Below are 22,972 nucleotides of genomic sequence, written 5' to 3'. Positions count from 1 at the left end.
GTGGCGCTGCGCTTACCCGGCCTACGAACACCGCACCTTGTAGGCCGGGTAAGGCGAAGCCGCCACCCGGCAAAACGAACACCGCACCCGTAGGCCGGGTAAGGCGAAGCCGCCACCCGGCAAAACGAACACCGCACCCGTAGGCCGGGTAAGGCGAAGCCGCCACCCGGCAAAACGAATCGCGAGGCCAACATGATCCACGTACAAAACGTAAGTAAAACCTTTGTGCTCCACCAGCAAAACGGCGTCCGCCTGCCGGTACTGCAAAATGCCTCGTTAGAGGTCAGCAACGGCGAATGCGTGGTGCTGCATGGCCATTCCGGCAGCGGAAAATCCACCCTGCTGCGCTCCCTGTATGCCAACTACCTGCCGGACGAAGGCCATATTCATATTCGCCATAACAATGAATGGGTCGATCTGGTTCAGGCTCCCGCGCGCAAAGTGCTGGAAGTGCGCCGCTCGACGATCGGCTGGGTCAGCCAGTTCCTGCGAGTGATCCCGCGGATCTCCGCCCTGGACGTGGTCATGCAACCCCTGCTGGATCTCGGCGTGCCGCGCGAAACCTGCGCCGCTAAAGCCGCCAGCCTGCTGACGCGCCTCAACGTACCGGAGCGTCTGTGGCACCTCGCCCCGTCGACCTTTTCCGGCGGCGAGCAGCAGCGCGTCAACATCGCCCGCGGCTTTATCGTCGATTACCCGATTTTACTCCTGGATGAACCCACCGCCTCGCTCGACAGTAAGAACAGCGCAGCGGTGATGGAACTGATCGAACAGGCCAAAGCGCGCGGCGCGGCGATCGTCGGGATCTTCCACGACGACGCCGTACGCCAACGCGTGGCGGACAGACTGCACCCGATGGGGACAAACGTATGATTATTAATAATGTCAGGCTGGTGCTGGAAAATGAGGTCGTGAACGGCTCGGTTGAGGTGCGGGACGGTGTCATCCGCGCCTTTGCCGAAACCCGGAGCCGCACTCCTGAAGCGATGGACGGCGAAGGCGGCTGGCTGCTGCCGGGGCTGATTGAGCTGCATACCGATAATCTCGATAAATTCTTCACCCCGCGCCCAAAGGTGGACTGGCCTGCTCATTCAGCGATGAGCAGCCACGACGCGCTGATGGTCGCCAGCGGCATCACCACGGTGCTGGACGCGGTGGCGATTGGCGACGTGCGCGACGGCGGCGATCGCCTGGAGAATCTGGAGAAGATGATCAACGCCGTGGAGGAGACGCAAAAGCGCGGCCTCAACCGCGCCGAGCACCGCCTGCACCTGCGTTGCGAGTTGCCGCACCACACCACCCTGCCGCTGTTTGAGAAGCTGGTGGGCCGCGAGCCGGTCTCGCTGGTTTCCCTGATGGATCACTCGCCGGGGCAGCGCCAGTTCGCCAACATTGAAAAGTATCGCGAATACTATCAGGGCAAATATTCGCTCAACGACGCGGAGATGGCGCGCTACGAAGAAGAGCAGCTCCTGCTTGCGGCCCAGTGGTCGCAGCCGAATCGCCTCTCCATTGCCGCGATGTGCCGGGACCGGAATATTGCCCTGGCCAGCCATGACGACGCCACGCACGATCACGTGCGCGAATCCCACCAGCTTGGCAGCGTGATAGCTGAATTTCCCACCACGTTTGAAGCGGCAGAGGCATCGCGTAAGCACGGCATGAACGTCCTGATGGGCGCGCCAAATATCGTGCGCGGCGGATCGCACTCCGGCAACGTGGCGGCAAGCAGGCTCGCCTCGCTCGGCCTGCTGGATATCCTCTCCTCTGACTATTACCCCGCCAGCCTGCTGGACGCGGCCTTCCGCGTCGCGGACGACGAGAACAACAGCTTCACGCTGCCACAGGCGATTCGCCTGGTGACGAAAAACCCGGCCAGCGCGCTTAATCTTCACGATCGCGGTGAAATTGCCGAGGGGAAACGGGCCGATCTGGTGCTCGCCCACCGTAAGGGCGAGCACATTCATATCGACCACGTCTGGCGTCAGGGAAAAAGGGTGTTCTGATGGGAAGACTCATCTGGTTAATGGGCCCGTCCGGCTCCGGGAAGGACAGCCTGCTGTCGGCGTTACGGCAGCGGGAACATTCACAGCTGCTGGTCGCGCACCGCTATATCACGCGCGATGCCAACGCCGGAAGCGAGAACCATATCGCCCTGAGCGAGCAGGAGTTTTTTACCCGCGCCGGACAAAACCTGCTGGCGCTGAGCTGGCATGCCAACGGTTACTACTATGGCGTCGGTATTGAGATTGACCTCTGGCTGCATGCGGGGTTCGACGTGCTGGTTAACGGCTCGCGGGCGCATCTCCCGCAGGCTCGCGCCCGGTACGAAGCGGCGCTGCTCCCGGTCTGTTTGCAGGTTTCCCCGGACGTTCTCCGTAGCCGGCTGCAAAAGCGGGGGCGCGAAAACGCGCGCGAGATCGACCAGCGGCTGGAACGGGCGGCGCGCTACACCCCGTCGGGTTGCCATCTCCTCAATAACGACGGAAGTTTGCTACAGTCAGTCGAGACCTTTCTATCGCTTATTCGCCAGAAGGAGAAACAGCATGCCTGACTGCCAGCTTCGCCCCGCCACCGCCGACGATGCGCCGATCGTTTACGCGCTGATCTGCGAACTTAAGCAGGCCGAGTTCGATCATCAGGCGTTTCACGCCGGGTATCTGGCCAACTTGCAGGATCACAATATGCGTTACCAGCTGGCCGAGCTGGACGGGCAGATCATCGGTATGATCGGCCTGCATATGCAGTTTCACCTGCATCACGCCCGCTGGATCGGCGAGATCCAGGAGCTGGTGGTGATGCCGCAGGCGCGCGGATTAAAAGTGGGCAGCCAGCTGCTGGCCTGGGCAGAGGACGTCGCGCGACAGGCAGGCGCCGAGCTGACCGAGCTTTCCACCAGCGTGAAGCGCATGGACGCGCACCGTTTTTATGTTCGTGAAGGATATACGCAAAGCCATTTCCGCTTCACCAAACCGCTGTAGAGGTGCGTTATGAGTCTGACGATCACGCTGACAGGAACCGGAGGGGCGCAGCTGGTGCCGGTGTTTGGCTGCGACTGCGCGGCGTGCCGACGGGCGCGTTTACAGGAAAATTATCGCCGTCGCCCCTGTAGCGCGGCGGTGAAATTCAACGAATCGGTCACCTTGCTGGACGCGGGTATTCCACACCTGATGGACGACTGGCCCGCGGGGAGTTTCAGGCAGATTTTGCTTACCCATTATCATATGGATCACGTTCAGGGGCTTTTTCCTCTGCGCTGGGGCGTGGGAGCGACCATTCCGGTTTACGGTCCGCCGGACGACGCAGGCTGTGACGACCTGTTCAAGCATCCGGGCCTTCTCGATTTCAGCCACACGGTGGAGCCGTTTGTGATGTTTGAACTTCAGGGCTTGCGGGTCACGCCGCTGCCGCTCAACCATTCAAAACTCACGTTTGGCTATCTGCTGGAGTCCGCCCACAGCCGCGTGGCGTGGCTTTCTGATACCGCCGGGCTACCGGATAAAACGGTGACGTTTCTGCTAAACAATCAGCCGCAGGCGATGATTATCGACTGTAGCCATGAACCGCGCCCGGAGACGCCGCGCAACCATTGTGACTTGAATACGGTGATTGCGCTGAACGAGGTGATTGGCTGTCCGCAGGTGATCCTGACGCATATCAGCCATCAGTTTGACGTGTGGATGATGAATAACCCGCTGCCGTCCGGCATTGAAGCGGGGTATGACGGGATGGTGCTGGTGTTGGATTAAATTTTGCCGGGTGGCGGCTGCGCCTTACCCGGCCTACGCGTTGCAATACCAGGGTTACCACCGATCGTAATCATCCTCTAACCGGCGCTCATCCTCTTCTAACCGACGCCGATCGTCATCCAGCTGCCGCTGACGCTCGTCTAAACGCTGGCGTCGATCTTCTAACTGTCGACGACGATCGTCGTACTGGCGGCTGTCGGTTTGACGGCTGCGATCGTAACGATCGTCGTCGTCATCATTACGGCTGCTGCCGGGGTTATAGGCGTCGTTGATCGCCTGCTGAATATTGCCAATGGCATCATCAATCACATCGGCATGCGCCAGTTGGCTGGTTAAAGTCAGCAGACCCAATAACAGAGCGGTAGAGTAACGTTTCATAAGGCCAGACTCGCAGGTGAACTGGCCTTACGGTAATGAATGGCAGGGAACCGGGGTAGCGGAGGAATCTCAATTCCTGGCCTGTTCAATCGCCCCTATCGCATCGACTCGCGCCTGATGTCGTCCCCCTTCAAACGGTGCATTTAGCCAGGCATCGACGATCATTTTTGCCAGCTCCAGTCCGACCACGCGCGAACCAAATGCCAGCACATTCGTGTTGTTATGCTGCCTTGAAAGCTGAGCTGAATAAGGTTCGCTACAGACCACTGCGCGGATGCCCGGGAACTTATTGGCCGTAATGGAGATCCCTACCCCCGTTCCGCAGATCAGGATGCCGCCATCCACCTCCTTATCGATAATAGCCTGTGCAACCGCGCTGGCATAATACGAGTAGTCAGTACGCTCCGGGGAACAGGTGCCTTTATCCACCACGTCGATGCCACGCGCGCGCAGATGGGCCAGAATATCCTCTTTCAGCATAAAACCTACGTGATCGCAGCCAAATGCAATCTTTTTCATAATAAACCTCATCGTGGGTTAACTTTACGAACTCGATGGAGTTGTGATTTAAGACCGGTCAGTTGTGCAATAAAACCTCAAAACCATCGAGTTCTGCGCGTGTTCTACACCCCTGACTTTGACATTTCAACTCTCTCATGACGGTATATTTCTTACGGCATGCATTAAAATCCGTTAACGTGTCATAATTATATTATTGATTTTTAAGGTCATCCTAAAGCAACCGCCCATCAAAACTTCACAGACAATAAAACTTTATGAATTTTCAAACATTGTGAAGTTGCCAGCATATTTTCATGCCAGAGTGTGGTGATATAGTGTCGTCTTCATTTTTAAGGACAAAAGAGAGCGATGAGTCAGTCAGAATTTAAAAAAGAGCTGCCTAACGGCATTGGCCTTGCACCGTACCTGCGCATGAAGCAGGAAGGCATGACCGACAACGAAAGCCGTATCGTCGACTGGCTGCTCCAGCCGGGTAACCTGAGCGGCGCGCCTGCGATTAAAGACGTTGCCGAAACGCTGATGGTGTCGGAAGCGATGATCGTGAAAGTGGCCAAACTGCTCGGCTTTAGCGGTTTCCGTAACCTGCGTGCGGCGCTGATCGACTACTTCTCGCAATCCGAACAAGTATTACCTGCGGAACTCGCTTTTGATGAAGCACCACAGGATGTGGTTAACAAAGTGTTCAATATTACGCTGCGCACCATTATGGAAGGCCAGTCGATAGTGAACGTGGATGAAATTCACCGCGCGGCACGTTTCTTCGCCCAGGCCAACCAGCGCGATCTGTACGGTGTGGGTGGTTCTAACGCTATTTGCGCCGACATCCAGCATAAGTTTCTACGCATCGGCGTGCGCTGCCAGTCGTATCAGGACGCGCACATTATGATGATGTCGGCATCGCTGCTGAAGGAAGGGGATGTGGTACTGGTGGTCTCCCATTCCGGCCGCACCAGTGATGTGAAAGCAGCAGTTGAGTTAGCAAAAAAGAACGGCGCCAAAATTATCTGTATTACTCATAGCTACCATTCACCGATTGCTAAACTTGCTGATTATATTATTTGTTCGCCAGCACCAGAGACCCCGTTATTAGGGCGCAACGCCTCCGCGCGTATATTACAGCTTACATTATTAGATGCGTTATTTGTTTCCGTTGCACAACAAAACATCGAACAGGCCACACTTAATATGCAAAAAACCGGCGCTATTGTGGATTTCTTCTCTCCTGGCGCACTGAAGTAAATTAAAAGGTTAATCCTGCTCAGGCGGGATTAACAACAACATACCCTACATTGAGAACACTGCTATGAATAAATATCTGAAATATTTCAGCGGCGCCGCTATGGGCTTAATGTTATCCACCAGCGCGTTTGCTGCTGCGGAATATGCGGTGGTATTAAAAACGCTCTCCAATCCATTCTGGGTGGATATGAAGAAAGGGATTGAAGATGAAGCCAAAACCCTGGGAGTAAGCGTTGATATTTTTGCCTCGCCGTCAGAAGGGGATTTTCAGTCCCAGCTACAGCTGTTCGAAGATCTGAGTAATAAAAAATACAAGGGTATCGCTTTTGCCCCACTCTCCTCCGTGAATCTGGTCATGCCCGTCGCGCGCGCCTGGCAGAAAGGTCTCTATCTGGTGAATCTCGATGAAAAAATCGATATGGATAACCTGAAAAAAGCAGGTGGCAATGTAGAGGGGTTTGTCACAACGGACAACGTGGCCGTCGGCGCAAAAGGGGCCGATTTTATTATCAATAAACTTGGTGCGGAGGGGGGCGAAGTCGCAATCATTGAGGGTAAAGCCGGTAACGCATCGGGCGAGGCGCGCCGCAATGGCGCAACAGAAGCCTTCAAAAAAGCAAACCAAATTAAGCTGGTTGCCAGCCAGCCCGCTGACTGGGATCGCATTAAAGCTCTGGATGTGGCAACCAACGTGCTGCAACGAAACCCGAATCTGAAAGCCTTCTACTGCGCGAACGATACCATGGCAATGGGCGTGGCACAGGCGGTGGCAAACGCCGGTAAAATCGGCAAAGTGCTGGTGGTCGGCACCGATGGTATCCCAGAGGCGCGTAAGATGGTCGAAGCCGGTCAGATGACGGCAACCGTCGCACAAAACCCGGCGGACATCGGGGCGACCGGCCTGAAATTAATGGTGGATGCCGCGAAAACCGGGAAAGTCATCCCGCTGGAAAAAACGCCTGAATTCAAGTTGGTGGATTCGATTCTGGTGACAAAATAACGCAGAACTGTGCGGCTTGATGCCCTCACTCCGGCCCTCTCCCACAGGGAGAGGGTGAACAGAGAAGGAAATAAACATGGTCACGCCATATATCTCGATGGCGGGGATCGGCAAATCCTTTGGTCCGGTTCACGCATTAAAATCGGTTGATTTAACTATATACCCTCATGAGATCCACGCGTTATTAGGGGAAAATGGTGCCGGTAAATCAACCTTAATGAAAGTATTGTCGGGAATTCATGAACCGACCAAAGGCTCCATTATTATTAATGAAAAGAATTACGACAAATTGGATCATAAACTGGCAGCAAGACTGGGCATCGGCATTATATATCAGGAACTCAGCGTTATTGATGAATTAACCGTGCTGGAAAATCTATATATAGGCCGTCACCTGACTAAAAAGGTTTGTGGCATCAGGATTATTGACTGGAAAGAGATGCGCATTCGCGGTGCGATGATGCTCTTACGCGTCGGATTAAAAGTCGATTTAGATGAAAAAGTAGCGAATTTATCCATCAGCCATAAACAGATGCTGGAAATCGCGAAAACCTTAATGCTCGATGCCAAAGTGATCATTATGGATGAACCCACATCTTCATTAACCAATAAAGAGGTGGATTATCTTTTCTTGATCATGAATCAGCTGCGTAAAGAAGGCACCGCCATTGTCTATATCTCGCATAAGCTCGCGGAAATCCGCCGCATCTGCGACCGCTACACGGTAATGAAAGACGGTTCCAGCGTATGCAGTGGCCTGGTGAGTGACGTTTCAAACGACGACATTGTGCGCCTGATGGTCGGCCGCGAACTGCAAAACAGCTTTAACGCCATGAAAGAGAGCACCGGCAACATCGAACGCGACACGGTGTTTGAGGTGAACAACGTCACCAGCCGGGACAAGAAAAAAGTGCGTGATATTTCGTTCAGCGTGAACCGCGGCGAAATACTGGGTTTTGCGGGTCTGGTCGGCTCGGGACGTACCGAACTGATGGACTGTCTCTTCGGCGTGGATAAACGCGCGAGCGGTGAAATTCGCCTCAACGGCAAAACCATCTCCCCGCATTCGCCTCTGGATGCGTTGAAAAAAGGGATGGCCTACATCACCGAAAGCCGCCGCGAAAATGGCTTTTTCCCTAATTTCTCTATCGCCCAAAACATGGCCGTCAGCCAGAGCCTGAAAAACGGTGGCTATAAAGGGGCCATGGGGCTCTTTCGCGAGCATGAAGAACGCAAGACCGCCGAAGCACAGCGCCAGTTGCTGGCGTTGAAGTGCCAAAGCGTAGAGCAAAACATCACCGAACTCTCCGGCGGCAATCAGCAAAAGGTGCTGATTTCTAAATGGCTGTGTTGCAACCCGGACGTCATCATTTTTGATGAACCCACGCGAGGCATCGACGTCGGCGCAAAGGCCGAAATCTACAAGGTGATGCGCCAGCTGGCTGACGAAGGCAAGGTCATCCTGATGGTGTCATCTGAATTACCTGAAATTATCGCCGTCTGCGACCGCATCGCCGTGTTCTGCGAAGGGCGGCTGACGCAAATCCTGACCAATCGCGACGACATGAGCGAAGAGGAGATCATGGCATGGGCATTACCACAAGAGTGAAAGGCGATATGGCGGAGAAAAAGCCATTTAACTTCGCGCTGTTCTGGGACAAGTACGGTACCTTTTTTATCCTCGCGATTATAGTCGCCATCTTTGGCACGCTGTCATCGGAGTACTTCCTCACCACCAACAACATCACGCAGATTTTTGTCCAGAGCTCGGTAACGGTGCTGATCGGGATGGGCGAATTCTTTGCCATCCTTGTCGCGGGTATTGATCTGTCCGTCGGAGCCATTCTGGCACTCTCCGGCATGGTGACTGCCAAACTGATGCTGGCTGGTGTCGACCCGTTTTTTGCAGCACTGATTGGCGGCGTACTGGTCGGCGGCGCGCTGGGGGCGATCAATGGCTGTCTGGTCAACTGGACCGGGCTACATCCGTTCATTATCACTCTCGGTACTAACGCCATTTTTCGCGGCATCACGCTGGTGATTTCCGACGCTAATTCCGTCTATGGCTTCTCGTTCGACTTTGTAAACTTCTTCGCTGCCAGCGTCCTCGGGATACCCGTACCGGTCATCTTCTCGCTGATCGTCGCGGTGATCCTCTGGTTCCTCACCACCCGTATGCGGCTAGGGCGCAATATCTACGCCCTGGGCGGTAACAAAAACTCGGCGTTCTACTCCGGCATCGACGTGAAGTTTCATATTCTGGTGGTGTTCATTATTTCTGGCGTATGCGCCGGGCTGGCGGGCGTGGTGTCGACTGCGCGTCTGGGCGCAGCGGAGCCGCTGGCCGGGATGGGATTTGAAACATACGCCATCGCCAGCGCCATCATCGGCGGAACCAGCTTCTTCGGCGGTAAAGGCCGCATCTTCTCGGTCGTGATTGGTGGTCTCATCATCGGCACCATCAATAACGGACTCAATATCTTACAGGTACAAACCTACTACCAGCTGGTGGTAATGGGCGGGTTGATTATCGCCGCTGTTGCCCTCGACAGATTGATCAGTAAGTAAGGAAATCACTATGAAAATTTCACCCTCCCTGATGTGTATGGATCTGCTGAAATTCAAAGAACAGATCGAATTTATTGACCAGCACGCGGACTACTTCCATATCGACATCATGGACGGCCACTTTGTGCCTAATCTGACGCTGTCTCCGTTCTTTGTCGGCCAGGTGAAGAAGCTCGCCACCAAACCACTGGACTGTCACCTGATGGTGACTCGCCCGCAGGACTACATAAGCCAGCTGGCGCAGGCCGGAGCAGACTTCATCACACTGCACCCGGAGACCATCAACGGTCAGGCTTTCCGCCTGATTGAAGAGATCCGTCGTCACGGTATGAAGGTGGGACTCATCCTCAACCCGGAAACCCCGGTTGAGGCAATGAAATACTATATTCATAAGGCGGACAAAATCACCGTGATGACCGTCGATCCAGGCTTTGCCGGGCAGCCGTTCATTCCGGAAATGCTGGAGAAAATTGCCGAGCTGAAAGCCTGGCGCGAACGCGAAGGGCTGAGCTATGAGATTGAGATCGATGGCTCATGCAATCAGGCCACCTATAAAAAACTGATGGCCGCCGGCGCAGATGTCTTTATCGTCGGAACGTCTGGTCTGTTCAACCATGCAGAGAATATCGGGGATGCATGGCAGCTTATGGCCGGGCAGATCCTGTCGGCACGAAACGAGGTTGTTCCTCATGCAAAAACAGCCTGATGTCGTCGCCGGAGTGGATATGGGGGCCACTCATATCCGTTTTTGCCTGCAAACGGCCGACGGTGCGGTGTTGCATTGTGAAAAACAGCGCACCGCGGAGGTTATCCGCTCTGGTGTGGTGTGCGGCGTGACGGAAATGATCACGGCTCAGCTGCGTCATTTACAGGTTCACTGTCGCGGTCTGGTCATGGGCTTTCCGGCACTGGTCGGCAAAGACAAACGCACCATTATTTCGACGCCAAATCTGCCTTTGCAGGCGAATGAGCTCCGCGATCTGGCGGGAAAACTTGAAGATGCGCTAGGCTGCCCGGTCGAATTTTCCCGCGACGTTAACCTTCAGCTTTCGTTTGACGTGGTGCAACACAATCTCCAGCAGCAAGAGGTTCTGGCGGCCTACCTTGGCACCGGCATGGGATTTGCCATCTGGCTAAACGGTGCTCCATGGACGGGCGCGCACGGCGTAGCGGGCGAGCTCGGGCATATTCCACAGGGGGATATGACGCGGCACTGTGGTTGTGGCAACCCGGGATGTCTGGAAACGGTTTGTTCCGGTATCGCATTGAAACAGTGGTACGAACAGCAGCCCCGCGAGTATGCGATGGGAGATATCTTTTCAGCCGTACCCGATGACCCCTTCGTACAGCAACTCCTGAATCATGCAGCCCGCGCCATTGCCACCAGTGTAAATCTGTTCGATCCGGATGCGGTGATCCTCGGAGGCGGCGTAATGGATATGCCTGGCTTTCCGCGCGAAGCGCTGATTGTCGGGATAAAGCAGCATTTGCGCCGCCCGCTGCCGCATGAGTCCGTGAAATTTATCCCTGCCTCGTCGTCGTCTTTTAACGGCGCTCAGGGGGCCGCTACCCTGGCTCGCTGCCGGTTCCTGCCATCACCTTGCGCAGCGCCTGCGCCAGCTGTGCGCGGGTGAAAGGTTTTCGCAGTAACTGAACGTCCGGCAGCTGCGGGTTATGCGCCGGGCGCAAATCCTGCCCGCTGATCAGCAGCACCGGCAACTGCGGATAGTGGCTGCGTACATGGCCGATCACCTCCGCACCGCTCAGGCCGCCCGGCAACATCAGGTCGCTGATAAACATGCCGATATCCGGTGATGCGTCCAGCATGTTCAGCGCCTGCTCGCCGTTTTCGGCTTCAAGCGTCAGGTAGCCAAGCTGGTGCAATTGCTCGCACAGGGTCTGCCGCACGCCCGCCTCATCTTCCAGGACCAGCACAAGCAGCTCACTTTCTGCCGGGGCCGTGGTCGCCAGCGCGGCATCATCGGAGAACGCGGGCAGCGTCGAGCGCGGCAGCTGGAGCCGCACGGTGGTTCCCTGCCCCGGCGCGCTTTCGATCTCAACGCGCCCCCCGGACTGACGCACAAAGCCGTACACCATCGACAGCCCTAACCCGCTGCCGCTGCCGGTCTGTTTGGTGGTGAAGAACGGTTCAAAGACCTGCGATTTCACCTCCTGCGACATCCCGCAGCCGTGGTCAATCACCTCCAGCGCGACCATATCCTGCCTGCGCCCGTCGCTGCGGATCACACGCTGGTTCCAGGTGCGGATTTTGATCACACCATTTTGCCCCTCCATTGCATCACGGGCGTTCATTACCAGGTTGATAATGGCGTTTTCCAGCTGGCTGACGTCAATCCATGCGGGCCAGGCCGGGGTTTGCGCTTCAATATCCAGCGTCAGCGTGGCGGGAAGCGAGTGCCGCATCAGCTCGCTCAGGTTCTCCAGCAGCGGCTTCATCTCTACCGCATGGGGTTGCAGGGATTGCTTGCGCGAGAAGGCCAGCAGACGCTGGGTGAGCATGGCCCCGCGTTCCGCGGCTTTGAGCGCACGAGTGATGCGCGGCGCGTCCGGTGACGCTGAATCGGTCAGCTCCAGACTGCCGATAATCACCGCCAGCAGGTTATTAAAATCATGCGCCAGCCCGCCCGTCAGTTGCCCAACCGCCTTCATTTTCTGGCTGTGCAGCAGCGCCTCCTCCAGCCCCTGACGTTCGATGCGGTCGACCTCCATCTGCGAGGTCTTCTCCTTCAGTAGCCGCGTGGTGTGCTCCAGCGAAGCGGTATTGCGGGCAAAAACGTTAAACGCGCGCGCCAGTTCCCCCAGCTCATCACGCCGCTGTAGCGCGGGCACCGACACATCCTGCTCGCCGTGAGCGAGGCGCGACATTGCCCTTGAGATAGCCGTCAGGTTGGAGCCCAGATTGCGGTAAATATACCAGCAGGCGCAGCCGGTGATGATCAGCGCCAGCACCGCGAAGACGCTGATAAACACGCTGATGGAGCGCAGCTCCTGGTGGCTTTGAGCGGTACGCAGCCGGGAGGCCTGCGCCACCTGTTCAACGTACTGATTGATGTCGCGGTTTAATATCGCCACCAGCGCCTTGATGTGGAACATATACCAGCTGATGGACAGATCGCTCTCCTCCAGCTGCTTTGACAGTGGCGCGAGCTTGCGCAGCTCATCATTAAAATCCGGGAGCACCAGGTTGACCACCGGTTGCAGGGCGCTCGCGGGTAACATCGCGGTTACTGCATCCAGCTGCTGCACCGTGGCGCGCGGTGAAGGGGTATCAATGGCGGCAACGATCAGCCTGTCCATCTCTGCAAGCTGCCGGGCGTCTGGCACATTGCTCGCGTAACGGCGGTTGATATCCTGCAAATGACGCAGATAGCTTTGGCTTTGATACAGCGCGCTGAGCAGCGCGTTACGCTCCAGATGCCGTTTTTGCCCGCGCTCCAGCATTCCCGTCACGCTCTGCTGTAACTCATTGCTCCTGCGAATAATACGCGCCACCAGCGCGGGCTCCTGCTGCGCCAGCGGCGCATCGGCAAGCTGCTCCAGCGAGTGGCGCAGCGCCATCTGCGTCTGTTTAAGCCGTTCAGCTTCGCCTTTGTACTCCAGCGCACCGACCACCTGCGACAGCCGCACCGCCGCCGTTGCCACGTTGGCCGTGTCGCGCGCGAGGTTCATGCTGCCAGTCATATCATCCAGCGTTTGCTGCTGCACCTGCTCCTGGATCTGGCTGGCATGACGAAAGCCGAGCACCGCCACGCCGCTTACCATCAGCGTTACCGCCACCACCAGCAGGTTAAATATCAGCAGGCGACCGCGGGCGCTGGTGAAGAACGGGGGGCGTGAAGACATGGGTTTGGGCTCCTCTGCGGTTTGGTGCCCTCACCCTGGCCCTCTCCCACAGGGAGAGGGAAAAGGAAAATGTGATGGCGATTAGCTATTCATAACTATGACAAATATGAACAGCTTCTGACATTTTGCATTTACGCGCCTGTGATGAAGTGCAGATATCGACATTCACAGGAGATCCGCCATGAGCAGAACCCCGGTTTTAGAGATGCGCAATATTGCCAAGACGTTTGGCAATTTCCACGCGCTCAAGGGTGTGGATTTGACGGTTTTCCCCGGAGAGATCCACGCGCTGATGGGGGAAAACGGCGCCGGAAAAAGCACGCTGATGAAGATCCTCGCAGGCGCCTATACCGCCAGCAGCGGCGACATCCTCATCGACGGCCAGCCGTTTCACATCAAAGGTCCGAAGGATGCGCTGGCCGCAGGCATTACCCTGATTTATCAGGAGATGCAGCTTGCTCCTAACCTGACCGTGGCGGAAAACATTTTTCTCGGCAGCGAGCTGTCGCGCGGCGGGCTGGTCCAGCGCAAAGAGATGGCAGCCCAGGCGCAGGCGGTCATTGACCGTCTGGGCGCGCAGTTCAGCGCCACCGACCTGGTCATGAAGCTGACCATCGCCGAGCAACAGCAGGTGGAGATCGCCCGCGCGCTGCACCGCAACAGCCGCATTCTGGTGATGGATGAACCTACCGCCGCCCTCTCCTCGCGCGAAACCCACCGCCTGTTCGAACTGATTTTGCGCCTGCGCGATGAAGGGATGGCGATTATCTACATCAGCCACCGGATGGCGGAAGTGTATGAGCTTTCCGATCGCGTCAGCGTCCTGCGCGACGGGCAGTACGTCGGCAGCCTAACGCGCGACAAGCTGAATGCCTCTGAGTTGGTGCGCATGATGGTGGGCCGCCCGCTCAGCGATCTGTTTAACAAAGAGCGCGATATTCCGCTCGGCAGCCCGCGTCTGAACGTGCACCACCTCACGGATGGCAAAAAAGTGCTGCCGTGCAGTTTGCAGGTTCGCTCCGGTGAAATCGTCGGGCTGGCGGGGCTGGTCGGGGCCGGTCGCTCCGAGCTGGCGCAGCTGATCTTCGGCGTGCGCAAAGCCACCGGCGGCATGATCGAGGTGGACGGCGAACCGGTGGTAATCCACTCCCCGCGCGCGGCCATTGAGAATGGCATCGGTTTTCTTACCGAGAACCGCAAGGAGCAGGGGCTGTTTCTGGAGCTGGCGGCGCAGGAGAACATCACCATGGCGACGCTGGAGCGCGACGCCACCTTCGGCTGGCTGAACCGCAAAAAAGCGCAGTCTATTTCCGATGACGCCATCGCCCTGCTCAATATCCGCGTGCCGCATTCTCAGGTGCGCGCGGGCGGGCTCTCCGGCGGCAACCAGCAAAAGCTGCTGATCTCCCGCTGGGTGGCGATTGGCCCGCGCATTCTGATTCTGGACGAACCTACGCGCGGCGTGGACGTCGGCGCGAAAAGCGAGATCTACCGCATCATGAACCAGATGGCGCGCAAAGGGGTGGCGATTCTGATGATCTCCAGCGAGCTGCCGGAAGTGGTGGGCATGAGCGACCGGGTGTACGTGATGCGGGAAGGCAGCATCGCGGGTGAACTTCACGGACGCGACATCTCTCAGGAAAACATTATGACGCTGGCAACCGGCGTGAACGACACACATCATCAGGCGGTGTAATTATGACAACTCCAACCCATCCGCAGCAGGTGGCGAAATCCGCCTCCGCCAAAAAAATGCTGATGAGCGATCTGATGCAAACGATCGGCATTTTGCCGATTTTAATCCTGATTGTGGCGGTATTTGGCTTTATCGCCCCGAACTTTTTCACCGAGAGCAACCTGCTGAATATTACCCGGCAGGCGTCGATCAACATCGTGCTGGCGGCGGGGATGACCTTCATCATCCTGACCGGCGGGATTGACCTCTCTGTGGGCTCGATTCTGGGCACTACGGCGGTAGCGGCGATGGTGGTCTCGCTTATCCCTGAATTTGCGATGCTCTCCATTCCGGCGGCGCTGATGCTCGGTATGGTGCTGGGGCTGTTCAACGGCGCGCTGGTGGCCTTTGCCGGGCTGCCGCCGTTTATCGTCACCCTCGGCACCTATACGGCACTGCGCGGCGCGGCGTATCTGCTGGCGGACGGCACGACGGTCATTAACTCCAACATTAACTTCGAGTGGATCGGCAACAACTACCTCGGCCCGATTCCGTGGCTGGTGGTGATCGCCCTGGCGGTGATTGTGGTGTGCTGGTTTATTCTGCGTCGCACAACCCTCGGCGTTCACATCTATGCGGTCGGCGGCAATATGCAGGCGGCACGCTTAACCGGCATCAAGGTCTGGCTGGTGCTGCTGTTTGTCTACGGCATGAGCGGCCTGCTCTCGGGATTAGGCGGCGTGATGAGCGCCTCGCGCCTCTACAGCGCCAACGGCAACCTCGGCACGGGGTACGAGCTGGATGCGATTGCGGCGGTGATCCTCGGCGGAACCAGCTTCGTCGGCGGGATCGGCACGATCACCGGCACGCTGGTCGGTGCATTGATCATCGCCACCCTCAACAACGGCATGACGCTGATGGGCGTCTCCTACTTCTGGCAGCTGGTGATCAAAGGGGCGGTGATCATCATAGCGGTGCTGATCGACAAATACCGTACCCGACACCATCAAAGTGCATAACAACAATACCCTACGTGAGGAATACAGCATGAGATTGAAGCCCTTAGTGACCGCGCTCTGTGCTGGCGCGCTGCTGGCCGCAACCCCGTTTGCGCAGGCAAAAGATCTGAAGTCCATCGGCGTGACGGTGGGCGACCTGGCTAACCCGTTCTTCGTGCAGATCACCAAAGGTGCCGAGCTGGAAGCGCGCAAGCTGGCGGGAGATAACGTCAAGGTGACGCTGGTCTCCAGCGGGTACGATCTGGGCCAGCAGGTGTCGCAGATCGATAACTTCATTGCGGCGAAAGTGGACATGATCATCCTCAACGCCGCGGATTCCAAAGGGATCGGCCCGGCGGTAAAACGCGCCAAAGAGGCAGGGATCGTGGTCGTGGCGGTTGACGTGGCGGCGGAAGGGGCTGATGCGACCATCACCTCCGATAACACCCAGGCGGGGGAGATGGCCTGTAAGTACATAACCGACCGCCTGAAAGGTAAAGGCAACGTGGTGATCATCAACGGGCCGCCGGTTTCTGCGGTACAAAACCGCGTGGAGGGCTGCCAGACCGAGTTCAGGCGCCACCCGGATATCAAAGTGCTTTCGGATAATCAGAACGCCAAAGGCAGCCGCGAAGGCGGACTGGAGGTCATGACCTCCCTGCTGGCGGCCAATCCGAAGATCGACGGCGTATTCGCAATTAACGATCCGACGGCGATCGGTGCCGATCTGGCGGCGAAACAGGCTCAACGTAATGAGTTCTTTATCGTTGGCGTGGATGGCAGCCCGGACGGTGAAGAAGCTCTGAAGCGCGAAAACTCCCTGTTTGTGGCGACGCCGGCGCAGGATCCGCAGGTGATGGCGGCGAAGGCGGTGGAGATCGGCTATGACATTCTTCAGGGCAAACCTGCGCCGAAAGAGCCTGTGCTGATCCCGGTGACGATGATCGATAAAAAGAACGTCGGCACGTATAAGGGGTGGACGGTTAAGTAACCCCGGTGCGGCCTGATGCCCTCACCCTAACCCTCTCCCACGGGGAGAGGGAACTTACTCCCCCTCTCCCTTGAGGGAGAGGGCCGGGGTGAGGGGGCGGCAAAAAACTCAAGGAGTCCCCATGAAACGCTCCGACATCAATGAAATCCTCGGCCACACGCGGCAGTTCTTCTCCATGCACGACGTGCATCTCCCGCCGTTTGCCAGCTTTCCGCCAACAAAATGGCAGCAGCTTGACCAGGCCGCCTGGCAGGAGGTGTTCGACCTCAGGCTCGGCTGGGACGTGACGGCGTTTGGCGGCAACCACTTTGCCGCACAGGGGCTGACGCTGTTCACCCTGCGCAACGGCTCCCCCAACGGCGTGCCTTATGAAAAGTGCTATGCCGAAAAAATCATGCACGTCCGCGACGGCCAGGTGACGCCGATGCATTTCCACTGGCGCAAGCGGGAAGACATTATCAACCGCGGCGGCGGAAATCTGATTATTGAGTTATGGAATGCGGGCGCGCATGAAGAGACCGAAAACACCGACGTGATCGTCACGATAGACGGCTGTCGGCAGACGCACGCGCCCGGTAGCCAGCTGCGCCTCACGCCTGGGGAAAGCATCTGCCTGACGCCCGGCCTGTACCACAGTTTCTGGGGTGAACGCGGCTTTGGCGACGTGCTGGTGGGCGAAGTGTCGTCGGTCAATGACGATGAACACGACAACCACTTTTTACAGCCCATCGATCGCTACAACACCATCGAAGAAGACGAACCGGCGGTGCTGGTGCTGTGCAACGAGTACAACCTGTTTCGGATATTAGGAGTGAATGATGCCAGTGATTTCTCTTGCCGACGGTCTGGCCCACGCCAGAGAACACCGCTACGCCCTGGGCGCGTTCAACGTTCTCGACTCCCATTTTCTGCGCGCGCTGTTTGCCGCGGCGAAACAGGAACGCTCGCCGTTTATCATCAACATCGCCGAAGTGCATTTTAAGTACGTGTCTCTGGAGTCGCTTGTTGAAGCGGTGAAGTTCGAAGCCGCCCTTCACGATATTCCCGTGGTGCTTAACCTCGACCACGGGCTGCATTTTGAGGCCGTCGTGCGCGCCCTGCGCTTAGGGTTCAGCTCGGTGATGTTCGACGGCTCGACGCTGAGCTATGAGGAAAATATCCGCCAGACCCGGGAAGTGGTGAAGATGTGCCACGCGGTGGGCGTCTCGGTGGAGGCGGAGCTGGGCGCAGTCGGCGGAGATGAAGGCGGCGCGCTGTATGGGCATGCGGATGAAGCGTTCTTTACCGACCCGCAGCTGGCGCGCGAATTTGTCGATTTAACCGGTATCGACGCGCTGGCGGTCGCCATTGGCAACGCGCACGGCAAATACAAGGGCGAGCCGAAGCTTGATTTCCCGCGTCTGGACGCCATTCGCCAGCAGACGGGCCTGCCGCTGGTTTTACACGGCGGCTCCGGGATTAGCGATGCCGACTTCCGCCGCGCTATCGAGCTGGGCATTCATAAAATCAATTTTTATACCGGCATGTCGCAGGCCGCGCTCGCCGCCGTTGAGCAGCGCATGGCGAACCGCCAGCCGCTGTACGATGAGTTTGCCGAACTGCTGCTGGGCATTGAAGAGGCCATTACCGATACGGTCGCGGAGCAGATGCGCATCTTCGGCAGCGCGGGGCAGGCATAATGGAACGCAAAGGGATTATCGCCGCAGGCAACATGCTGGTGGATCACGTCCACCAGATCGTACAGTGGCCGGAGCGCGGCTGGCTGGCGGAAATCACCCACAGTGAGCGCTCAACCGGCGGTGCGCCGCTCAACGTTCTGCTGACGCTGGCGAAAATGCACGTCGGCCTGCCGTTACAGGCGGTGGGGCTGATTGGGGAAGACAGCGACGGAGACTATATTCTGGCGATGCTCGACCAGTATCACGTCAATCGCCAGCGCGTGCAGCGCACGACGTTCGCCCCAACGTCGATGTCGCAGGTAATGACCGACCCCAGCGGACAGCGCACCTTTTTCCACTCGCCGGGCGCCAACCGCCTGCTGGATCTTCCCGCCTTCGATCGTTTAGACGGATCGCTGAAGATCTTCCATCTCGGCTATCTGCTGCTGCTCGACAGCCTGGACATGCCGGACGAGGAGTTTGGCACCCGCAGCGCGCGGTTACTGGCACAGATGCGCGATCAGGGGTATGAAACCTCGCTCGATCTGGTCTCCCGCAAGGGCGATCCGCGCTATCAGCCGCTGGTGCTCCCTGCCCTGCGTCATCTTGATTATCTGGTGATTAACGAGCTGGAAGCCGGTGAGTTTAGCGGGCTTGAGATCCGCGACGGTCATGGTGCGCTGAACATGGTCCATATCGCCGACGCTGCCGCACAGTTGCTGGCGGCAGGCGTGCGGCAGCGGGTAGTGATCCACTGTCCGGAAGGGGCATGGGGTGAAGCGCCGGGTGAAAAAGGGCAATGGGTTCCTTCGTGGAAGCTGACGCAGGACGAGATTATCGGCAGCGTCGGTGCGGGCGACGCGTTTTGCGCAGGCTTTTTATACGGTTGCCATGAATCGCTGTCGCTTACCGAGAGTATTTATCTGGCGCACGCCTGCGCGCGGGCCAGCCTGCTGGCGGCCAATGCGATTGACGGCGCGAAAACGCTGGCCGAGCTTCAGGCGTTTATTCAGGAGAACGGTCAGGCGGCTTTCTCATGATGGGAAACGTCCGTGGCAAAAACATAGCCCAGACCGCGAATGGTTTTGATCAGCAAAGGCTGGTGCGGATTGACCTCAATTTTTCGCCGTAGCCGCATGATCAACACGTCGATAGTGCGGTCAAAGACCTCGGCGCTTTCGCTGTGGGTCAGCTCCAGCAGCTGTTCACGGCTCAGTACCCGGCGGGCGTTTTGCGTTAATGCCAGCAGCAGGCCGTATTCGCCCTGGGTTAATGGCACGGTATTACGCTGCGGATCGCTCAGCTCGCAGCGGGTGGTGTCCAGCGTCCAGCCGTTAAAGGTAATACCTTCAACGCGCGGCGCGGCAGGCTCCGCGTCCAGCGCGCCGGTACGACGCAGCACCGCCTTAACGCGGGCGACCACCACGCGCGGATTGAACGGTTTTCCGATGTAATCATCGGCGCCCATTTCCAGCCCGACGACCACATCTGATTCACTTCCCAGCCCCGTCAGCATCACCACCGGTAGCGATGGTCGCTGCTTTTGCAGTTGCAGCAAAACCTGTAATCCGTTGATATCCGGCAGCATCATGTCCAGCAGAACCAGCGCAATGCCAGGGTCCTGCTGGACACGGTTCACCGCGTCCTGACCGGTGTGACACGTCAGCACGGTAAAGACGTGCTCGCTGAGCACATCCTGTAGCAGTTCGCAGACTGCGACATCATCATCAACCACCAGAATCGCCGGTTTCATCGCATGCTTCCGTCAGGGGATTATGTTAAGTCTGAACCATTCTGCCGCTGGCTCCAGCCGAATTGTTTTTTACGTGACGGAAATTCAATCCATGTCACATCCCCTGCCCTTTCGACACGTCAATTTTGACGATTGGCTGTTTTTCGTCAGGGTTTTGCCCCGCAAAGGGTCGTAAAGTCAGGAAATACCCATAGTAAAAACATGGCATAGAAGCTGCATATTGGGCAGGTAAGAACTGTTTAACTGGAGCAAAGTGATGAAAAAAGTCGTCACGGTTTGCCCTTATTGTGCCTCAGGTTGCAAGATCCACCTGGTGGTCGATAACGGCAAAATCGTCCGGGCGGAAGCGGCGCAGGGTAAAACCAATCAGGGCACGCTGTGCCTGAAAGGGTACTACGGCTGGGATTTTATTAACGATACCCAAATCCTCACGCCGCGCCTGAAAACCCCTATGATCCGCCGCGAGCGCGGCGGCAAGCTGGAAGCCGTCTCCTGGAATGAAGCGCTGGATTACGTCGCCACGCGCCTCAGCGCCATCAAGGCCAAGTATGGCCCGGATGCGATTCAGACCACCGGCTCCTCACGCGGAACCGGGAATGAAACCAACTATGTGATGCAAAAATTCGCGCGCGCCGTTATTGGTACCAATAACGTCGACTGCTGCGCTCGCGTCTGACACGGCCCATCGGTTGCAGGTCTGCACCAGTCGGTCGGTAACGGCGCAATGAGTAATGCCATCAATGAGATAGATAACACCGATCTGGTGTTCATCTTCGGCTATAACCCGGCGGATTCTCACCCTATCGTCGCGAATCACGTTATTCGCGCCAAACAGAACGGGGCGAAAATCATCGTCTGCGATCCGCGTAAAATTGAAACCGCGCGCATTGCGGATATGCACATCGCACTGAAAAACGGCTCGAACATCGCGCTGTTGAATGCGATGGGGCATGTCATTATTGAGGAGAACCTCTACGACCAGGCGTTTGTCGCGAGCCGTACGGAAGGGTTTGAAGAGTATCGCAAGATTGTCGAAGGCTATACGCCGGAGTCAGTAGAGGCGATAACCGGCGTCAGCGCGCAGGAGATCCGCCAGGCGGCGCGGATGTACGCCGGAGCGAAAACCGCCGCCATTCTGTGGGGCATGGGCGTGACCCAGTTCTACCAGGGCGTGGAAACCGTGCGCTCGCTCACCAGCCTCGCCATGCTGACCGGCAATCTGGGTAAAGCGCATGTGGGCGTGAACCCGGTGCGTGGTCAGAATAACGTGCAGGGTGCGTGTGATATGGGCGCGCTGCCGGACACCTATCCGGGCTACCAGTACGTCAAATTCCCGGAAAACCGCGAGAAGTTTGCGAAGGCCTGGGGCGTGGAAAGTCTGCCGGCACACACCGGATACCGCATCAGCGAGCTGCCGCACCGCGCGGCGCACGGTGAAGTACGTGCGGCCTACATCATGGGTGAAGATCCGCTCCAGACCGACGCCGAACTGTCTGCGGTGCGCAAAGGCTTTGAGGATCTGGAGCTGGTGATTGTTCAGGATATCTTTATGACCAAAACCGCGGCGGCGGCGGATGTGATTCTGCCGTCGACCTCCTGGGGCGAGCATGAAGGTGTCTATACGGCGGCAGACCGCGGCTTCCAGCGCTTCTTCAAGGCCGTCGAGCCGAAGTGGGATCTGAAAACGGACTGGCAGATCATCAGCGAAATCGCCACCCGCATGGGCTACCCGATGCACTACAACAACACCCAGGAGATCTGGGACGAGTTGCGGCATCTGTGCCCGGACTTTTATGGGGCAACCTATGAAAAAATGGGTGAGCTGGGCTACATCCAGTGGCCGTGCCGGGATGAATCAGAATCCGATCAGGGGACGTCATACCTCTTTAAAGAGAAGTTCGACACCCCGAACGGGCTGGCGCAGTTCTTCACCTGCGACTGGGTCGCGCCGATCGATAAGCTCACCGACGAGTATCCGATGGTGCTCTCCACCGTGCGTGAAGTGGGCCACTACTCCTGCCGCTCCATGACCGGCAACTGCGCCGCGCTGGCGGCGCTGGCGGATGAACCGGGCTACGCGCAGATCAACACCGCCGATGCCGAACGGCTCGGTATTGAAGATGAAGCGCTGGTGTGGGTGAACTCGCGTAAGGGCCGCATCATTACCCGCGCGCAGGTCAGCGACCGTCCGAACAAAGGGGCAGTCTATATGACCTACCAGTGGTGGATTGGCGCCTGTAACGAGCTGGTGACGGAGAACTTAAGCCCGATAACCAAAACGCCGGAGTATAAATACTGCGCCGTAAACGTGGAGCCCATTGCGGATCAACACGCTGCGGAACAGTATGTGATCGACGAATATAACAAGCTGAAAGCCCGCCTGCGTGAAAGCGCAATGGGATGAAGCCGTAAATTAATCACTGACTAAATGGGGTGAGATATTCACCCCATTATTATTTCTGGCATCGCTATTAATTACATCTATATATATTTCTGAAGACGTCTCGCAGAAAAAATGTAATTTGCGCGAAAATTAATTACATCTTTGCATTTTAATTCAGCGAGATAAGATATGCG

Annotated in this window: 21 protein-coding genes and 1 pseudogene; 18 read left to right on the top strand and 4 right to left on the bottom strand. The window is 57.3% G+C overall.

Going from position 1 to position 22,972, the window contains the following annotated elements:
* Positions 1 to 192: 192 nt before the first annotated feature.
* From phnL to phnP, 5 genes are read left to right on the top strand one after another with little or no spacing between them, the layout of a single operon-like run.
* Positions 193 to 873: a phosphonate C-P lyase system protein PhnL gene (phnL, locus tag AC4OVU_RS02170; protein WP_017382651.1), complete on the top strand. Its 681-nt coding sequence runs from the start codon at positions 193 to 195 to the stop codon at positions 871 to 873.
* Positions 870 to 2,006, top strand: a complete 1,137-nt coding sequence (phnM, locus tag AC4OVU_RS02165) for an alpha-D-ribose 1-methylphosphonate 5-triphosphate diphosphatase (RefSeq protein WP_110292851.1) — start codon at positions 870 to 872, stop codon at positions 2,004 to 2,006. The genes phnL and phnM overlap by 4 nt, the downstream gene beginning before the upstream one ends.
* Complete coding sequence (phnN, locus tag AC4OVU_RS02160; protein WP_026080559.1) at positions 2,003 to 2,554, top strand: ribose 1,5-bisphosphokinase; 552 nt, start codon at positions 2,003 to 2,005, stop codon at positions 2,552 to 2,554. Before phnM ends, phnN begins: the two co-directional genes overlap by 4 nt.
* Entirely contained in the window at positions 2,547 to 2,981 is a 435-nt protein-coding gene (gene phnO / locus AC4OVU_RS02155) for an aminoalkylphosphonate N-acetyltransferase (protein WP_110292852.1), read from the top strand. Before phnN ends, phnO begins: the two co-directional genes overlap by 8 nt.
* 9 nt (positions 2,982 to 2,990) lie before the next feature.
* Complete coding sequence (phnP, locus tag AC4OVU_RS02150; RefSeq protein WP_063158426.1) at positions 2,991 to 3,749, top strand: phosphonate metabolism protein PhnP; 759 nt, start codon at positions 2,991 to 2,993, stop codon at positions 3,747 to 3,749.
* A 54-nt stretch (positions 3,750 to 3,803) separates the two neighbouring features.
* Here the strand turns inward: phnP and yjdP are convergent, their stop codons facing one another.
* Both yjdP and rpiB read right to left on the bottom strand, forming a co-directional pair.
* The gene (gene yjdP, locus AC4OVU_RS02145) at positions 3,804 to 4,127 is read right to left on the bottom strand and encodes a DDRRRQL repeat protein YjdP (RefSeq protein ID WP_017382647.1); all 324 of its coding nucleotides are present in this window, start codon (positions 4,125 to 4,127) and stop codon (positions 3,804 to 3,806) included.
* A 69-nt stretch (positions 4,128 to 4,196) separates the two neighbouring features.
* Positions 4,197 to 4,646: a bifunctional allose-6-phosphate isomerase/ribose-5-phosphate isomerase RpiB gene (rpiB, locus tag AC4OVU_RS02140; RefSeq protein ID WP_110292853.1), complete on the bottom strand. Its 450-nt coding sequence runs from the start codon at positions 4,644 to 4,646 to the stop codon at positions 4,197 to 4,199.
* Between the two features lie 351 nt (positions 4,647 to 4,997).
* On the opposite strand from rpiB, the gene AC4OVU_RS02135 reads away from it, so the two are divergent.
* The 6 genes from AC4OVU_RS02135 (at position 4,998) to alsK (ending at position 11,090) form a co-directional block, all read left to right on the top strand.
* On the top strand, positions 4,998 to 5,888 hold the full coding sequence (locus AC4OVU_RS02135; protein ID WP_110292854.1) for a MurR/RpiR family transcriptional regulator: 891 nt from the start codon (positions 4,998 to 5,000) through the stop codon (positions 5,886 to 5,888).
* Positions 5,889 to 5,952: 64 nt separating this feature from the next.
* Positions 5,953 to 6,888, top strand: coding sequence for a D-allose transporter substrate-binding protein (gene alsB, locus AC4OVU_RS02130; RefSeq protein ID WP_015570212.1), 936 nt, complete (start codon positions 5,953 to 5,955; stop codon positions 6,886 to 6,888).
* Positions 6,889 to 6,964: 76 nt separating this feature from the next.
* Positions 6,965 to 8,497 (top strand): D-allose ABC transporter ATP-binding protein AlsA, encoded by a 1,533-nt coding sequence (alsA, locus tag AC4OVU_RS02125; protein ID WP_032620755.1) that lies wholly within the window; start codon positions 6,965 to 6,967, stop codon positions 8,495 to 8,497.
* Entirely contained in the window at positions 8,476 to 9,456 is a 981-nt protein-coding gene (gene alsC / locus AC4OVU_RS02120; protein ID WP_017382644.1) for a D-allose ABC transporter permease, read from the top strand. The genes alsA and alsC overlap by 22 nt, the downstream gene beginning before the upstream one ends.
* 10 nt (positions 9,457 to 9,466) lie before the next feature.
* A complete protein-coding gene (gene alsE / locus AC4OVU_RS02115) occupies positions 9,467 to 10,162 on the top strand; it encodes a D-allulose 6-phosphate 3-epimerase (protein ID WP_015570210.1) in 696 nt (231 codons plus the stop codon).
* Positions 10,146 to 11,090: an allose kinase gene (alsK, locus tag AC4OVU_RS02110; RefSeq protein WP_026094412.1), complete on the top strand. Its 945-nt coding sequence runs from the start codon at positions 10,146 to 10,148 to the stop codon at positions 11,088 to 11,090. The genes alsE and alsK overlap by 17 nt, the downstream gene beginning before the upstream one ends.
* Here the strand turns inward: alsK and AC4OVU_RS02105 are convergent.
* On the bottom strand, positions 11,023 to 13,320 hold the full coding sequence (locus tag AC4OVU_RS02105; protein WP_110292855.1) for a hybrid sensor histidine kinase/response regulator: 2,298 nt from the start codon (positions 13,318 to 13,320) through the stop codon (positions 11,023 to 11,025). The genes alsK and AC4OVU_RS02105 overlap by 68 nt on opposite strands.
* A 181-nt stretch (positions 13,321 to 13,501) precedes the next feature.
* Here AC4OVU_RS02105 and AC4OVU_RS02100 point away from each other — a divergent pair, with 181 nt between their 5' ends.
* The 6 genes and pseudogenes from AC4OVU_RS02100 (at position 13,502) to AC4OVU_RS02075 (ending at position 19,682) form a co-directional block, all read left to right on the top strand.
* Entirely contained in the window at positions 13,502 to 15,016 is a 1,515-nt protein-coding gene (locus AC4OVU_RS02100; protein ID WP_017382641.1) for a sugar ABC transporter ATP-binding protein, read from the top strand.
* A 2-nt stretch (positions 15,017 to 15,018) separates the two neighbouring features.
* Positions 15,019 to 16,014 (top strand): ABC transporter permease subunit, encoded by a 996-nt coding sequence (locus AC4OVU_RS02095; protein WP_003860239.1) that lies wholly within the window; start codon positions 15,019 to 15,021, stop codon positions 16,012 to 16,014.
* 28 nt (positions 16,015 to 16,042) lie between these two features.
* Positions 16,043 to 16,984: an ABC transporter substrate-binding protein gene (locus AC4OVU_RS02090; RefSeq protein WP_003860240.1), complete on the top strand. Its 942-nt coding sequence runs from the start codon at positions 16,043 to 16,045 to the stop codon at positions 16,982 to 16,984.
* Positions 16,985 to 17,105: 121 nt separating this feature from the next.
* A pseudogene (locus AC4OVU_RS02085) lies at positions 17,106 to 17,786 on the top strand (D-lyxose/D-mannose isomerase); the annotation flags it as partial.
* Positions 17,787 to 17,802: 16 nt separating this feature from the next.
* Positions 17,803 to 18,663 (top strand): ketose 1,6-bisphosphate aldolase, encoded by an 861-nt coding sequence (locus tag AC4OVU_RS02080; RefSeq protein ID WP_110292856.1) that lies wholly within the window; start codon positions 17,803 to 17,805, stop codon positions 18,661 to 18,663.
* Positions 18,663 to 19,682 carry a carbohydrate kinase family protein gene (locus tag AC4OVU_RS02075; protein ID WP_023295771.1) on the top strand — a complete coding sequence of 340 codons (1,020 nt, stop codon included), beginning with the start codon at positions 18,663 to 18,665 and terminating at the stop codon, positions 19,680 to 19,682. Before AC4OVU_RS02080 ends, AC4OVU_RS02075 begins: the two co-directional genes overlap by 1 nt.
* On the opposite strand, the gene AC4OVU_RS02070 is transcribed toward AC4OVU_RS02075, so the two are convergent.
* Entirely contained in the window at positions 19,664 to 20,395 is a 732-nt protein-coding gene (locus AC4OVU_RS02070) for a response regulator (protein WP_015570202.1), read from the bottom strand. The genes AC4OVU_RS02075 and AC4OVU_RS02070 overlap by 19 nt on opposite strands.
* Before the next feature lie 256 nt (positions 20,396 to 20,651).
* On the opposite strand from AC4OVU_RS02070, the gene fdhF reads away from it, so the two are divergent.
* Positions 20,652 to 22,799, top strand: a complete 2,148-nt coding sequence (gene fdhF / locus AC4OVU_RS02065) for a formate dehydrogenase subunit alpha (RefSeq protein WP_080024796.1) — start codon at positions 20,652 to 20,654, stop codon at positions 22,797 to 22,799.
* The last annotated feature ends 173 nt before the right edge of the window (positions 22,800 to 22,972 follow it).

Source organism: Enterobacter sp. 6722112 (assembly GCF_058661685.1).
This window is presented reverse-complemented; position numbering and strand designations above follow the sequence as displayed.

Coding starts and splice junctions, on each gene's coding strand:
- AC4OVU_RS02095 (WP_003860239.1), top strand. CDS start 15,019: ATGACAACTCCAACCCATCCGCAGCAGGTGGCGAAATCCGCCTCCGCC.
- AC4OVU_RS02105 (WP_110292855.1), bottom strand. CDS start 13,320: ATGTCTTCACGCCCCCCGTTCTTCACCAGCGCCCGCGGTCGCCTGCTG.
- AC4OVU_RS02135 (WP_110292854.1), top strand. CDS start 4,998: ATGAGTCAGTCAGAATTTAAAAAAGAGCTGCCTAACGGCATTGGCCTT.
- AC4OVU_RS02075 (WP_023295771.1), top strand. CDS start 18,663: ATGGAACGCAAAGGGATTATCGCCGCAGGCAACATGCTGGTGGATCAC.
- alsC (WP_017382644.1), top strand. CDS start 8,476: ATGGGCATTACCACAAGAGTGAAAGGCGATATGGCGGAGAAAAAGCCA.
- yjdP (WP_017382647.1), bottom strand. CDS start 4,127: ATGAAACGTTACTCTACCGCTCTGTTATTGGGTCTGCTGACTTTAACC.
- alsK (WP_026094412.1), top strand. CDS start 10,146: ATGCAAAAACAGCCTGATGTCGTCGCCGGAGTGGATATGGGGGCCACT.
- alsB (WP_015570212.1), top strand. CDS start 5,953: ATGAATAAATATCTGAAATATTTCAGCGGCGCCGCTATGGGCTTAATG.
- AC4OVU_RS02090 (WP_003860240.1), top strand. CDS start 16,043: ATGAGATTGAAGCCCTTAGTGACCGCGCTCTGTGCTGGCGCGCTGCTG.
- alsA (WP_032620755.1), top strand. CDS start 6,965: ATGGTCACGCCATATATCTCGATGGCGGGGATCGGCAAATCCTTTGGT.
- phnP (WP_063158426.1), top strand. CDS start 2,991: ATGAGTCTGACGATCACGCTGACAGGAACCGGAGGGGCGCAGCTGGTG.
- AC4OVU_RS02100 (WP_017382641.1), top strand. CDS start 13,502: ATGAGCAGAACCCCGGTTTTAGAGATGCGCAATATTGCCAAGACGTTT.
- phnO (WP_110292852.1), top strand. CDS start 2,547: ATGCCTGACTGCCAGCTTCGCCCCGCCACCGCCGACGATGCGCCGATC.
- AC4OVU_RS02080 (WP_110292856.1), top strand. CDS start 17,803: ATGCCAGTGATTTCTCTTGCCGACGGTCTGGCCCACGCCAGAGAACAC.
- alsE (WP_015570210.1), top strand. CDS start 9,467: ATGAAAATTTCACCCTCCCTGATGTGTATGGATCTGCTGAAATTCAAA.
- phnL (WP_017382651.1), top strand. CDS start 193: ATGATCCACGTACAAAACGTAAGTAAAACCTTTGTGCTCCACCAGCAA.
- AC4OVU_RS02070 (WP_015570202.1), bottom strand. CDS start 20,395: ATGAAACCGGCGATTCTGGTGGTTGATGATGATGTCGCAGTCTGCGAA.
- phnM (WP_110292851.1), top strand. CDS start 870: ATGATTATTAATAATGTCAGGCTGGTGCTGGAAAATGAGGTCGTGAAC.
- rpiB (WP_110292853.1), bottom strand. CDS start 4,646: ATGAAAAAGATTGCATTTGGCTGCGATCACGTAGGTTTTATGCTGAAA.